Origin of the sequence: Xanthomonas vasicola pv. musacearum NCPPB 4379, from assembly GCF_000277895.2 — a bacterium.
Lineage (GTDB): Bacteria > Pseudomonadota > Gammaproteobacteria > Xanthomonadales > Xanthomonadaceae > Xanthomonas > Xanthomonas vasicola.
The window spans coordinates 2,052,003-2,065,320 of the sequence record NZ_CP034655.1 but is presented as its reverse complement, the minus strand read 5'-3'; the positions used below and the strand labels follow the sequence as shown (position 1 = coordinate 2,065,320).

Annotated in this window: 10 protein-coding genes and 1 pseudogene; 1 reads left to right on the top strand and 10 read right to left on the bottom strand. The window is 64.9% G+C overall.

Features of this window, described 5'->3' with window-relative positions:
• Positions 1–7: 7 nt before the first annotated feature.
• Positions 8–979: a DUF1176 domain-containing protein gene (locus KWO_RS09730; RefSeq protein ID WP_010378466.1), complete on the top strand. Its 972-nt coding sequence runs from the start codon at positions 8–10 to the stop codon at positions 977–979.
• 319 nt (positions 980–1,298) lie between these two features.
• Here the strand turns inward: KWO_RS09730 and recJ are convergent, their stop codons facing one another.
• The 10 genes and pseudogenes from recJ to KWO_RS22975 all read right to left on the bottom strand — a co-directional run bounded on the left by recJ (position 1,299) and on the right by KWO_RS22975 (position 13,289).
• Positions 1,299–3,038 carry a single-stranded-DNA-specific exonuclease RecJ gene (gene recJ / locus KWO_RS09720; protein WP_010378468.1) on the bottom strand — a complete coding sequence of 580 codons (1,740 nt, stop codon included), beginning with the start codon at positions 3,036–3,038 and terminating at the stop codon, positions 1,299–1,301.
• Positions 3,035–3,955 (bottom strand): hypothetical protein, encoded by a 921-nt coding sequence (locus KWO_RS09715; protein ID WP_010378470.1) that lies wholly within the window; start codon positions 3,953–3,955, stop codon positions 3,035–3,037. The genes recJ and KWO_RS09715 overlap by 4 nt, the downstream gene beginning before the upstream one ends.
• A gap of 16 nt (positions 3,956–3,971) precedes the next feature.
• A complete protein-coding gene (gene greA / locus KWO_RS09710; protein WP_010367104.1) occupies positions 3,972–4,436 on the bottom strand; it encodes a transcription elongation factor GreA in 465 nt (154 codons plus the stop codon).
• Between the two features lie 8 nt (positions 4,437–4,444).
• Complete coding sequence (gene carB / locus KWO_RS09705; protein ID WP_010378472.1) at positions 4,445–7,687, bottom strand: carbamoyl-phosphate synthase large subunit; 3,243 nt, start codon at positions 7,685–7,687, stop codon at positions 4,445–4,447.
• Positions 7,688–7,747: 60 nt separating this feature from the next.
• Complete coding sequence (locus tag KWO_RS09700; RefSeq protein ID WP_010378474.1) at positions 7,748–8,158, bottom strand: hypothetical protein; 411 nt, start codon at positions 8,156–8,158, stop codon at positions 7,748–7,750.
• Positions 8,155–9,288, bottom strand: coding sequence for a glutamine-hydrolyzing carbamoyl-phosphate synthase small subunit (carA, locus tag KWO_RS09695; RefSeq protein ID WP_010367112.1), 1,134 nt, complete (start codon positions 9,286–9,288; stop codon positions 8,155–8,157). Before carA ends, KWO_RS09700 begins: the two co-directional genes overlap by 4 nt.
• 239 nt (positions 9,289–9,527) lie before the next feature.
• Positions 9,528–10,244: a 4-hydroxy-tetrahydrodipicolinate reductase gene (dapB, locus tag KWO_RS09690; RefSeq protein ID WP_010367114.1), complete on the bottom strand. Its 717-nt coding sequence runs from the start codon at positions 10,242–10,244 to the stop codon at positions 9,528–9,530.
• Between the two features lie 410 nt (positions 10,245–10,654).
• The gene (locus KWO_RS09685) at positions 10,655–11,374 is read right to left on the bottom strand and encodes an MOSC domain-containing protein (protein WP_010367117.1); all 720 of its coding nucleotides are present in this window, start codon (positions 11,372–11,374) and stop codon (positions 10,655–10,657) included.
• A complete protein-coding gene (locus KWO_RS09680; protein WP_017118607.1) occupies positions 11,371–12,573 on the bottom strand; it encodes an aminotransferase-like domain-containing protein in 1,203 nt (400 codons plus the stop codon). Before KWO_RS09680 ends, KWO_RS09685 begins: the two co-directional genes overlap by 4 nt.
• Before the next feature lie 248 nt (positions 12,574–12,821).
• Positions 12,822–13,289, bottom strand: a pseudogene (locus tag KWO_RS22975) (nuclear transport factor 2 family protein).
• Between the last annotated feature and the right edge of the window lie 29 nt (positions 13,290–13,318).

Here is a 13,318-nt window from a genome sequence, read left to right as displayed (position 1 = left end):
CGATCCCGTGACCGGGATCAGTTTCGATCACGACGACTGGACCATCGCCTGCGACAACACCCGCACCTGCCGCGCCGCCGGATATCAGCCCGATGAAGGTGAGCACTTGCCGGTGTCGGTGCTGCTGAGCCGCAAGGCCGGCGCCGGCCAAGCAGTGACGGCGGAGTTGATGCTTGGTCAGTACGACGAGATCAAGATGCCGGCATCGCTGAGGCTGCGGATCGATCAATGCGATCTAGGCAAGCTGGCGCTGGATCGCAGCAAGGGCACTGCGCCCCTGAGTGACGCGCAGGTTGCCGCACTGCTGACTGCCCTCCGCGGCAGCAGCACGATTGTGGCGGTAGGAAACGATGGCCGCCGCTGGCAGCTGTCCGACCGCGGCGCTTCGGCAGTGCTGCTGAAGATGGACGAATTCCAGGGCCGGCTGGGCACGCGTAGCGCGTTGGTGCGCAAAGGTGATCGCGACGAGACCAAGGTGTTGCCGGCTGTGCCGGCGCCGCAAGTGCGCGCGGTCAAACTCCCCGCAGCGCAGGCCAGCGATGCACGCATTGGCACATTGCCCGCGCTGTTTCAGGCCCTGCGCGCCAGCTTGCCGGCCGATGAGGAATGCAAAGGACAAGCCGGCGATGCGCAAGAACCATTGACCGTCGCCCGGCTCGGCAACGACAAGCTTCTGGTCTCCACCGATTGCGGGATGGGCGCGTACAACGTCGGCACCGGTTTCTGGCTCGTCGATGCACGCGCGCCATTCGCGCCGACCCTGGTGACCACGCACGCCAGCGACATCGATGGTTCCACCTTGCTGTCGTCGCAAAAAGGCCGCAGCCTGGGCGATTGCTACAGCGCGGCCAGTTGGACCTGGGATGGCCGCCGTTTTGTGCCGACCTCCAAATCCACCTCGGGCCTGTGCCGGCTGGTGGCTGCCGGCGGCGCGTGGGAGCTGCCGACCTTGGTGACCGAGGTCAAACAGTCGCCTTGATCGAAGCGAAGACAGTGCATGCCTGCGCTGTTTTGCGAAAAGAGCAGTCAAGTTGGTTGGCGTGTAGAGCTTTCAATAAAGCAAGCAGCAACGCGCTGTTCCCGGTCTCGACACGACACCAGCCAACTGCCTGGTGCGGTGTCCTTGCCGATTGCGGGACCGTTGACGGCATGGATGCCGCCATCGAGCCTCCAGGGACGGGTTTATGGCGTGTCCCGCGAGCGGTGAGGGCATCGCGCACTCGACCAACGCGGCTTGGAATTATCGAGATGGCGCGAAGTGCGAGGAACAAAAACTAGCGACTACACAAAGCCCGCGGTCAACTCGTGACTGTCGCCGGCTCGCAATGCTCGACGATCAACTGCACTGCCGTACCGCCGCGATAGTCGTCTGCGACCAGCCGATACGCCAGCCGCACCGAGCGCGCGGGTTCGCTGCCGCGCCAGCCGTTGAAGTGGATGGCATTGAGCGGCTCGGCGCGTCCGGCGCACCGCAGGGTCAATTTGAGGTGGCGCTCCTTGAGCACCCGGTGCTGCAGCACCTCAAACTGACCATCGAATAACGGCTCGGGAAAACCCTGCCCCCACGGCCCGGCCACGCGTAGCGCTTCGGCGTGCACGTGATCGAGTTCGTGCGCGGCCAGTTCGCCGTCGCTGTGCAATTCGGCGTGCAGCAGCGAAGCGTCCACCATCGCCATGACCTGCGCATGGAAGGCCTGCTCGAACGTGGCCAACGCCGCATGATCGATGCTCAACCCGGCTGCCATCGCATGGCCGCCGAACCTCTGGATCAACCCGGGATGCCGCGCATCCACGGCCGCCAGCACATCGCGGATATGCAGGCCAGGAATCGACCGCGCCGAGCCACGCAACTGACTGCTGCCCGGCTCGGCCGGTGCCAGCGCGATCACCGGACGATGCAGGCGGTCTTTGAGTTTGGATGCCACCAGACCGATCACGCCCGGGTGCCATTCGGCATCGAACAGGCATGCAGCCATCGGCAATGCGCCGTCCGCATCCAGCACCACCTTGGTAACGGCTTGCTCGGCATCGTCGGTCATCAACTGCTGCACCGCGCGGCGCTCGGCATTGATTTCTTCCAGCGTGCCGGCGATCTCGCGCGCCTGGCTCCAGTCTTCGCTGAGCAACAGTTCGATGCCCAGCGCCATGTCTTCGAGCCGGCCGGCCGCGTTCAACCGCGGCCCCAGCGCAAACCCGATATCGCTGGCGCTCAGTCTCGCCACATCACGGCCGCTGGCATCGATCAAGGCGCGCAACCCGATGCAGCCCTTGCCCTCGCGCAGACGACGCAGGCCAGCCGACACCAGCGCACGATTATTGGTGTCCAGCGGCACCAGATCGGCGACGGTGCCGACTGCGACCAGATCCAGCAACACCGACAGATCCGGTTCGACGCGTTCTGCAAACGCACCGCGTGCGCGCAACGCTTTTCGCAGCGCCAACAACACGTAAAAGATCACCCCGACCCCGGCCAGCGTCTTGCTCGGGAAGGTGTCTTCGGCCAGATTCGGGTCGACGATCGCGTCGGCCGGCGGTAACACCTCGCCAGGCAGATGGTGGTCGGTGACCAACACTGTCCAGCCGCGCGCCTTGGCTGCGGCCACGCCGGCATGGCAAGCGATGCCGTGATCGACGGTGACCAGCACGTCCGGCTGCAACGCGGCCAGTTCGTCGACCAACGCAGGCGACAAGCCATAGCCGTGCACCATGCGATTGGGCACCGCGTGATGGACGTCCAGCGCGCCGAGCATGCGCAAGCCGCGCACACCGACTGCGCAAGCGGTTGCACCATCGCAATCGAAATCGCCGACCACCAGAATGCGTCGCTGCTGCGCGATCGCATCGGCCAGCAGCTCGGCGGCCACGCCACTGTTGTGCAATAGCTCGGGCGACAACAACTGGCCCAGTCGCGGCTGCGCGCCTTGTGCGTCGGTGACGCCGCGCGCGGCATAGATGCGGCGCAGCAGCGGCAACATAGTATCGGGCCAACTGCCGGCCTGCCCGGACGGGCGCCGGACGATCCGTGGACTCGACGTCATTGCGCCAGCTGTACCCGCGGCTTGCGCCAGAAACGCCAGCGCTGTGCATGCGTGAGCGACACGCTTTCACCGTCCTGGAAATCCAGCACCAGCCGATCCAGTTCGCCGCGCGCCATCGCCGCAAGAAGCGGTGCCACCGCATCGTCGCTGACCTGCTGCAGCGAACGCAGATGACGCAGATCCACCAGCGCATCGACGCGTTGTTCGCCCTGCGCGTCGGCACCTGCCGCCAACGCCAACGCACGCAGCAGCGATTCGCGGCTGCGCACCTGGCGATGCGGCGAAGTCACCGCATGCGGCAGCACACCGCCACCCCAGAACCACAAGGAATTGATCGCCGGCTTGCCGCTGGCCACGCGACCTTCGTTCCAGGGATGCTGATGCAGCAGCACCTGCGCTTCGGTCAGCAGTGCACGCCAGCGGCGGCCGCTGTCGCCGGCCGGCAGATGCTCGAACAGGTCGTCGCCGATCGCGACATCCGGCGGCGCGAACTCCGGCAATTTCGCATCCGGCGACAGGCGCAGATACCAGCGCGATGGCGTAGGCGCATCCAGCAGAAATCCCGCATCGCCGAACATCGGCTTGAGGATCGGCAGCAGCACCGCCAGATCCTCGGCATTGGGGCCGAGCGCCTCGCCGTAGCCCATCAACCGCGCGCCCTGCATGTCCGGCACCACATAGGCCGGGTCGGCGCGCACCCAGGTGGCGCCGGCGGCATCGCCGGCATCCAGTTGCCGGGTCAACGCCGCCACCGGCCAATGCGATGGCGTCAGGCTGAAATGGCGCTGCAATTGCGCCACTTCGCCGGCATCGGCGGTGTGCTGGTCGGCGCGCGCAAGCGCACGCGCCACCGCCGTCTCGCCCAGGGTTCCAGGCAATCGGCGTTTTTCCGGCAGCAGCAGCGTTGCAGTGGTCATCGCGCGGTGATGCCGGTCAGTCCAGGTAGGCGACGCTGACGACTTCGTACTCGCGCTGGCCGGCCGGTGCATCAATGGTGACCGAATCGCCTTCCAACTTGCCGATCAGCGCACGCGCCAGCGGCGAGGAAATCGCGATCAGGCCCATCTTGATGTCCGCTTCCAGATCGCCAACGATTTGGTAACGCTTCTCTTCGTCGGTCTCGGTATCCGCCAGCGTCACCGTGGCGCCGAACACGATCTTGTTGCCTGCCGACAACTTGGTAATGTCGATGATTTCGGCATGCGAAAGCTCGCCTTCGAGCTGCTTGATGCGGCCTTCGATGAAGCTCTGCTGCTCGCGCGCGGCGTGATACTCGGCGTTTTCCTTCAGGTCGCCGTGCGCACGCGCTTCGGCGATCGCATTGATCACCTCCGGGCGCTTGACCGACTTCAGTTGTTCCAGCTCTTCGCGCAGGCGCAACGCGCCCTTCGATGTCATGGGTGCTCTCATGCTTCCAGCTCCTTGTGCAGTTCCTGCAGCGACCACACAGGGCCGGTGCCGCGGAATTCCAGCGAATGCACCAGCGCCTTTGCGCCAGCGACAGTTGTCGAATAGGTCACGCGGTGCTGCAGCGCTTCACGCCGGATCGAGAACGAATCGGAGATGGCGGCGCGCCCTTCGGTGGTATTGACGATGTAGACGATCTCGCCATTCTTGATCGAATCGACGATGTGCGGGCGGCCTTCGGCCACCTTGTTGACGATCTCGCAGCTCAGCCCGTTCTGCTGCAGCCAGGCACCGGTGCCGCGCGTAGCCACCAGCGTAAAGCCGCGCTCCACCAGCGCCTGCGCCACCGGCAGCACGCGTTGCTTGTCCGGGTCACGCACCGATACGAACGCCTTGCCCAGCGGCGGCGCCTTGATGCCGCCGGCTTCCTGCGCGCGCGCAAACGCGGCGCTGAAGCTGCGGCCCACACCCATCACTTCACCGGTGGAGCGCATCTCCGGCCCGAGGATCGGGTCCACGCCCTGGAACTTGGCGAACGGGAAGATCGCTTCCTTCACCGAATAATAGTCCGGCACGATTTCCGTGGTGGCGCCCTGCTCGGCCAGCGTCTTGCCGGCCATGCAACGTGCGGCAATCTTGGCCAGCGGGATGCCGATCGCCTTGGACACGAACGGCACCGTGCGCGAGGCACGTGGATTTACTTCCAGCAGATACACGATGTCGTCGCCGGCCTCGTTGACCTGCACCGCGAACTGGGTATTCATCAGGCCGACCACGTTCAACCCTTCGGCCAGCATCACCACCTGACGGCGCAGCTCGGCCTGGGTTTCGGGCGAGAGCGAATACGGCGGCAGCGAGCACGACGAATCGCCCGAATGCACGCCGGCTTCTTCGATGTGTTCCATCACCCCGCCGATCAGCACGTTGCCGTCCTTGTCGGCAATGATGTCCACGTCCACTTCAACGGCGTTGTCTAGGAAGCGGTCCAGCAGCACCGGCGAGTCGTTGGAGACCTTCACCGCATCGCGCACGTAGCGCGCCAGGTCGGATTCGCCGTACACGATTTCCATCGCGCGGCCGCCCAGCACGTAGCTCGGGCGCACCACCAGCGGGTAGCCGATTTCGCGCGCCAGCACCAAGGCTTCTTCGGAGTTACGCGCGATGCGGTTCGGCGGCTGCTTCAGGCCCAGCTTGTCGACCAGCTGCTGGAATCGCTCGCGGTCTTCGGCCAGATCGATCGAATCCGGCGAGGTGCCGATCACCGGCACACCGTTGGCTTCCAGCGCACGCGCCAGCTTCAGCGGAGTCTGGCCGCCGTACTGCACGATCACCCCCTTGGGTTTTTCCAGCTCGACAATTTCCAGCACGTCTTCCAGCGTCAGCGGCTCGAAATACAGACGGTCGGAGGTGTCGTAATCGGTGGAGACGGTTTCCGGGTTGCAGTTGACCATGATGGTTTCAAAACCATCATCGCGCAGCGCCAGCGCCGCATGCACACAGCAGTAATCGAACTCGATGCCCTGGCCGATGCGGTTGGGGCCACCGCCAAGAATCATGATCTTGTCGCGATCGGTCGGCAGCGCTTCGCATTCGTCCTCGTAGGTCGAATACATGTAGGCGGTGCTGGTGGCGAATTCGGCAGCGCACGAATCCACGCGCTTGTAAACCGGGCGCACCTTCAGCGCACGGCGCAACGTGCGCACAGACTCTTCGTTGCTGCCGATCAGCTCGGCCAGACGCGCATCGGAGAAACCGGCACGCTTGAGCATGCGCAGACGCGGTGCATCCAGCGCGGCCATGCCGTCGTCGGCCAGCTGCTGTTCGTGGCTGATGATTTCTTCGATCTGGTCCAGGAACCAGGGGTCAATGAACGACAGCGCGTACACATCGGCCACCGTCATGCCGGCGCGGAACGCATCGGCCACGTAGAACAGACGCTCCGGGCCCGGCGCCTTGAGCTCGCGCTTGAGCGTGGCGATATCATCTTCGCTGCTCAGATCCAGACCGCTCGGGTCCAGGCCGATCTTGCCGGTTTCCAGGCCACGCAGCGCTTTCTGCAGCGATTCCTGGAAGGTGCGGCCCATCGCCATCACCTCGCCCACCGACTTCATCTGCGTGGTCAGACGCGCATCGGCCTGCGGGAACTTTTCGAACGCAAAGCGCGGAATCTTGGTGACCACATAATCGATCGACGGCTCGAACGAGGCCGGGGTCAGACCACCGGTGATTTCGTTCTTCAATTCGTCCAGCGTGTAGCCCACCGCCAGCTTGGCGGCAACCTTGGCGATCGGGAAGCCGGTGGCCTTGGAGGCCAGCGCCGACGAACGCGACACGCGCGGATTCATTTCGATGACCACGACGCGGCCGGTGGTCGGGCTGATGCCGAACTGCACGTTCGAGCCGCCGGTATCCACACCGATCTTGCGCAGCACCGCGATCGAGGCATCGCGCAGGCGCTGATATTCCTTGTCGGTGAGCGTCTGCGCCGGTGCCACGGTGATCGAGTCGCCGGTGTGCACGCCCATCGGGTCAAGGTTTTCGATCGCGCACACGATGATGCAGTTGTCCGCGGTGTCGCGCACCACTTCCATCTCGAATTCTTTCCAGCCCAACACCGATTCTTCCACCAGCACTTCGGTGGTCGGCGACAGTTCCAGGCCGCGGCCCACGATGTCGATCAGCTCTTCGCGGTTGTAGGCGATGCCGCCCCCGCTACCGCCGAGGGTGAAGCTGGGGCGGATGATGGTCGGGTAGCCGACGCGGGTCTGGATTTCCAGCGCTTCTTCGAGGGTGTGGGCCACCGCGGCCTTGGGGCAATCCAGGCCGATCTCGCCCATCGCCACGCGGAACAGCTCGCGGTCTTCGGCCATGCGGATCGCTTCGCGCTTGGCGCCGATCAGCTCGACGTTGTACTTCTCCAGCACGCCGTGGTCGGCCAGATCCAGCGCGCAGTTCAGCGCGGTCTGACCGCCCATGGTCGGCAGCAGCGCGTCGGGCCTTTCCTTGGCGATGATCTTTTCGACCGTCTGCCAGTTGATCGGCTCGATATACACGGCATCGGCCATGTTCGGGTCGGTCATGATGGTGGCCGGGTTGCTGTTGACCAGCACCACGCGGTAGCCCTCGTCACGCAGCGCCTTGCACGCCTGCGCGCCCGAGTAGTCGAACTCGCAGGCCTGGCCGATGACGATCGGGCCGGCGCCGATGATCAGGATGGTTTTTAGGTCGGTGCGCTTTGGCATTTCATTACCCGATTGAATACATGCGGCAAGCCGCAGGTGCGTAAAGAGTGGCCGCGGCGATCAGATCGCAACGCAGCATGAGGATTGCTCGACTCCACGGAGCCGAATGCCGAGGTCATCCCGCTGACCCATAACCCAGGCATGCAGGCCGCGCTGCATCCACTGATGCAGCCCGAACGCGGCAGCGAAACTGATCAGTATCAGCACCCAGCCGAAGCCGGACGTCTTGCCCCAGCGGCGCACCTTGTCCGGGTCGGTGTTGTGCATGGACTGATGAAAACGCCCACCACCGATCGCATAGCCGAAGCCGAACACCACACACATCGGCACCAACAAGGCCAGTTTGATGCCGCCAGGCAGGGTGATCGACGCGGCGCCGGCCTGCGCCTGCTCCAGGGGCGTCCATACGCCCCAATACGCCAGCGCGGCGCCCGCCAGGATGATCAGCACGCCTATCAGACGGCCGCTCATGCGCGGTTGGCATCCTTGGCCATCAACGCCACGAACCGATCAAACAACGGCCCCACGTCGCGCGGGCCTGGCGAGGCTTCCGGATGGCCCTGGAACGAGAACGCCGGTGCGTCGGTCAGCGCAATGCCCTGGTTGGTGCCGTCGAACAGCGACCGATGGGTCACCCGTACATTGGCCGGCAACGTGCTTTCATCCACCGCAAAGCCGTGGTTCTGCGAGGTGATCATCACCCGGCCGCCGTCCAGATCCTGCACCGGATGGTTGGCACCGTGATGGCCGGTGGCCATCTTGAGCGTCTTGGCGCCGCTGGCCAGCGCCAGCAACTGATGGCCCAGGCAGATGCCGAAGGTCGGCACCTTCTGCGCGATCAGTTGCTTGATCGCATCGATCGCGTAGTCGCACGGCTCCGGGTCACCCGGGCCGTTGGACAGGAACACGCCATCGGGTTGCAGCGCCATCACCTCGGCCACCGGCGTGCGCGCCGGCACCACAGTGACGTCGCAGCCGCGCTCGGCCAGCATGCGCAGGATGTTGAGCTTTACGCCGTAGTCATAGGCCACAACCTTGTATTTCAGCTCGGCCTGCACGAACGCATCGGCGTTCAGATCCAGCTGGCCTTCCTGCCAGCTGTAAGTGCTCTCGGTCGAGACCACCTTAGCCAGATCCATGCCTTTCAGGCCGGGGAACTTGCGCGCGGCTTCCAGTGCTTTTTCGACGTCGATCTCGCCGGCCATCAGCGCACCGTTCTGGGCGCCCTTCTGCCGCAGCAGGCGGGTCAGCTTACGGGTGTCGATGCCGGAGATGGCGACCACACCGCGGGCCTGCAGCCATTCCGGCAAGGCCACCTGGCTGCGCCAGTTGCTGGGGCGGCGCGGCACATCACGCACGATCAGGCCGGCGGCCCAGATCTTGCGGGCCTCGTCGTCCTGATCGGTGAAGCCGGTGTTGCCGATATGCGGATAGGTCAGCGTGACCATCTGGCGGGCGTAGGAGGGATCGGTCAGGACTTCCTGATAGCCGGTCATGGCGGTGTTGAACACCACTTCGCCGACGGAAAGCCCGTTGGCGCCTACGGATTCGCCCTCGAACACGGTGCCGTCTTCGAGGACAAGGATTGCGGGTTGGGTCACGTGGGGTCTCGCTCTGGCTGCCTGGGACTCCGATGCGCTTCCGGCCAAATTCCGGTTGCAGCAAAGCGCGGACGCGGTGCTGGGGACCGGTCCGACGCTGGTTCGGGCAAGCGAGAATTGTAAAGGCAACTGCCCCGGCATGCCAGCCTGAAGAGCGTTCGATGCAGCACCGGTATCAATGCTGGGGCATGAATAGGCCGCGACGTGCGGCCACCGTTCATGCGCGGTGGCGCGACGGCTTACAGCACCAGATCGCGCACGCGGTAACTGCCGGCCGGCTTGCCGATCAGTCGCTTGGCGACATGCAAGGCACCGCGCGCGAAGATGTCGCGGTTGGTCGCGCGATGCACCAGTTCGACCCTCTCCCCCAACCCGGTGAACTGCACGGTGTGTTCGCCGACGATGTCGCCGGCACGCAGGCTCACATAGCGCGGCTGCGCGCCGCTACCGGTGGCCGCCTCGCCCAGCGTCAACGCGGTTCCGGAGGGCGCGTCCTGCTTGTGCACGTGATGTGCCTCGATGATGTCGCAATCCCACCCCGGCAAGGTGCCGGCGGCGCGCTCCACCAGCTCGGTCAGCACGGCCACGCCGAGACTGAAGTTGGACGCCCACACCAACGGAATCTGTTGGGCCGCATCGCGCAGTGCCACGCGCTGCGCCTCGTCCAGCCCGGTGGTGCCGGACACCAGCGGCTTACCGCGCTGCGCGCACAGCGTCAGGATCGGCGCGAAGCCCTGCGGCAAGCTGAAGTCGATGGCCACATCGAACGCAGGCGCGCCGCCGAGTTCGCTGGCAGCGAAGAACGGTACCCCATCGATGACGCGTTGCGATGGCGAGCGGCCCACCACGGCGCCGACCACCTGCAAGCTCTCGTCTTCGGCAGCCAATCGCAGCAGCGCCTTGCCCATCCGCCCGGAGGCGCCGTGGATCAGAACTTTCACAGCAGAGGTTGTCATGGCGGCAGGCTGGCTTGGCGGTGTAGGTGATACACGATAGCCGGGATTGAGGCGTTGCGATTGGAGATTCGTCGCCGCGGTGGTGCCCTGCGCGCGACGCGCCGTTGCAGGGTTGCGTTGTTAGTGGCTTTCGCAGCGGGAATAAGATGAAGCGAGCGGTTCTGGGATGGGTGCTGACGGAGCAGCGAACCGCAGACGTACGAGTTACGCATGCCGACATTGAGCAATAGTGCGCGCGCTTGGCAACGGAACAGCCTTAGTGCCAGTTGGCTTTGGAAAGTCCATCAAACGCGCGAACAGGCCTCAGCGGGTGCAATCACCGAAGAGCAGCCTCACTGCAAGCCTGGCACACGAGGATTTGCAACACGACCACGCGTCCGATGGTGACGCAGCAGGCGTGCTGATCGCGCTTAATCGCTGAGGCCATCTGGCCGTTTGCTCCAGCCCTCCACTTCGGTGCGCTGCAGGCGGCGTTCGAACAGCGTGCGCCACGATGGCACCAGCGGCAGCTGCAGCACTGCAGTGACGGCGGAGACATCGACCTGGCGCGCGTACAACACCTGTTGCAGGCGCGACAGCGGCCACTGCGGATGCGGGCGCGCCTGCAGGGCCAGCAGGTCGCCGGCCGCAACGCTGCCCGGCTGCAGTACGCGGTAGTACCAACCGGTGCGGCCGGTTTCCTGCACACGCCGCGCCAGTTCGCGCACACCGAAGCGGTCCGAGAGTTTCCAGCACGGTTGCCTCAACTGCGACACTTCCACCACGGCGGTGCCCAACGCGAAGCGGTCGCCGAGACAGACGTCGGCTTCGGTCAGGCCGACACTGCTGAGGTTTTCGCCGAAGGCGCCGGCAGCTTCTAGCAACGCGTGCGTACCGAGCTCATTGCGCCAGGCAGCGTAGTGATCGCGCGGATAATGATGGATGGCCTTGTCCGGCCCACCATGCACGCGCAGGTCGCCTTGCTCGTCGCCTTCCAGGCCTTCGATGCCGACCTGCACCGCACCCTGCAGCGCGCGCTTATCGATCGCACTGCGGCTACCGGGGCGGGTGAAGTCGCGCACACGGCCGATGGCAACGCTATCGATCTTGATCGCGATCGGCGCGCCCTGCTCCGTCGTCGCCACTGTCACGCGCCCTGCCCTGGCAATTCGTCCAGCGCCTCACGCAGCAGCTCGCCCAGCACCTGGATACCGGCATCGATCTTCTCGCCGGGCACGGTGACAAACGACAAGCGCAGCGTATTGGCCTGCGGCAACGTCGCGTAGAACGGCGCGCCCGGCACGAAGGCGACATTGCGCGCAATGGCCCGCGCCAACAATGCGGTGCCATCCAGCCCAGGTGGCAGCGTCACCCACAGGAACATGCCGCCTTCCGGGCGATTCCAGTGCACCTGCGCCGGGAAATGCCGATCCAGCGCCTCCAGCATCAGGCTGCATTGGCGCGCATACAACGCACGGATCTGCGGAATATGGGTCTCGAGAAAATCGTCCTGCAGCGTCTGGTACACCACGCGCTGCGTGAAAGATGGTGTGTGCAGATCGGCCGCCTGCTTGGCCTGGATCAGCTTGCCCAGCACCGCTTCGGGTGCCACCACATAGCCCAGCCGCAAACCGGGGGCGAGCACCTTGGAAAACGAGCCCATGTAGATGACGCCTTCCGGGTTCATCGACAGCAAACTCGGCAACGGCTGCCCGCTGTAGTACAGCTCGCCGTACGGATCATCTTCGACGATCGGCACGCCCGCCTCGGCCGCGCGCGCCACCAACGCCTGGCGGCGCGCCACCGGCAAGCGCCGGCCAGTGGGGTTCTGAAAATTCGGCAGGCAATACAGAAACCGTGCATCGGCCAGCAGCGCCGCATCCAGCGTGTCCACCACCACACCGTCCTCGTCCGAGGGCATGCCGACAAACGCCGGCTGGAACAACGAAAACGCCTGCAATGCACCCAGATAGCTCGGCGTCTCCACCAGCACCTTGCTGCCTTCGTCGATGAAGACCTTGCCGAGCAGGTCCAGGCCCTGCTGCGAACCAGTGGTGATCAGCACCTGGCTCGGCCGGATGCTGGCGCCATCGCGACTCAGCCGCGCAGCCACCCACTCGCGCAGCGGCGCATAGCCTTCGGTGGGGCCGTATTGCAGCGCCGCCTGTGGCGCATCGCGCAGCACCTGGTCGCTGGCCGCGCGCATGCGCTCCACCGGGAACGTGGCTGGCGACGGTAACCCGCCGGCGAAGGAAATCACCTCCGGCCGCTCGGTCACTTTAAGGATTTCGCGAATCGCCGAACTGGTCAGCGCCTGCGCACGTCGGGAGATCTGAAAGGAGGTTGTCATGGCACAAGCATAGCGAACGCCAGTGGCTGCGGCGCTGTGCAGTGCAGCGACGGACTTCACGCCGCTTGCCTGGCTTACCGCCGCTATATCGAGCGGCGAACACAATGCAGCGAGCGGTTGTCAGGCTGGCGTGGACAGCATACGGAAACCGAACTGGACCACTGACGCGTGTCGCACCCAGCATCAACTGCGCCTACACCAGCCTGTCCGACAGATTTGTTTGCTGCTCATTGATACGCCGGGCCAACTCAGACGGTGCCTTCGCTACGGGCTATCAGCCTCTTCCAGCGCTTGCGGATCACCTTGTCGCGGGTGCGGAAGGTCACGCGCAAGCCGGGCAGACCGAGCGTGGCGCGCGTTTCGACCATGGCCGATTGTTCGTCCGCGGCAATGTCAATCTTGGTGATCGACTGCTTTTAGTCGATCAACTCTTCCGGATTCGCCACGCGGCTCACCTGCCGCAGCACCTGCGCCCATTCTCCGTTGGAGTTGCAGTATTTCTCGCGACTGGTGGTCTCCCGCTTCTGATGCGAATCCATGCGGTACAGCACAACCATTTCGAAGTCCGGAGCGGCCATGGCGCACAGCGCCTCGCCTTCCTGACCCAACATCGCCTTGTCGTGCGCGGCATAGAAATCGCGCACCTGCTTGTCGTCGAGCGCCTTGCCACCGTGGTTATAGACACCCGCAACGGTGGCCAGCACCGCCAACAGCACCTACAACACCTACAAACGCGTCACCGCCC

Bases quoted from the DNA above. Each gene is read 5' to 3' on its own strand.
- recJ (WP_010378468.1), bottom strand. From the start codon at position 3,038: ATGACGTCGAGTCCACGGATCGTCCGGCGCCCGTCCGGGCAGGCCGGC.
- KWO_RS09715 (WP_010378470.1), bottom strand. From the start codon at position 3,955: ATGACCACTGCAACGCTGCTGCTGCCGGAAAAACGCCGATTGCCTGGA.
- greA (WP_010367104.1), bottom strand. From the start codon at position 4,436: ATGACATCGAAGGGCGCGTTGCGCCTGCGCGAAGAGCTGGAACAACTG.
- carB (WP_010378472.1), bottom strand. From the start codon at position 7,687: ATGCCAAAGCGCACCGACCTAAAAACCATCCTGATCATCGGCGCCGGC.
- KWO_RS09700 (WP_010378474.1), bottom strand. From the start codon at position 8,158: ATGAGCGGCCGTCTGATAGGCGTGCTGATCATCCTGGCGGGCGCCGCG.
- dapB (WP_010367114.1), bottom strand. From the start codon at position 10,244: ATGACAACCTCTGCTGTGAAAGTTCTGATCCACGGCGCCTCCGGGCGG.
- KWO_RS09680 (WP_017118607.1), bottom strand. From the start codon at position 12,573: ATGACAACCTCCTTTCAGATCTCCCGACGTGCGCAGGCGCTGACCAGT.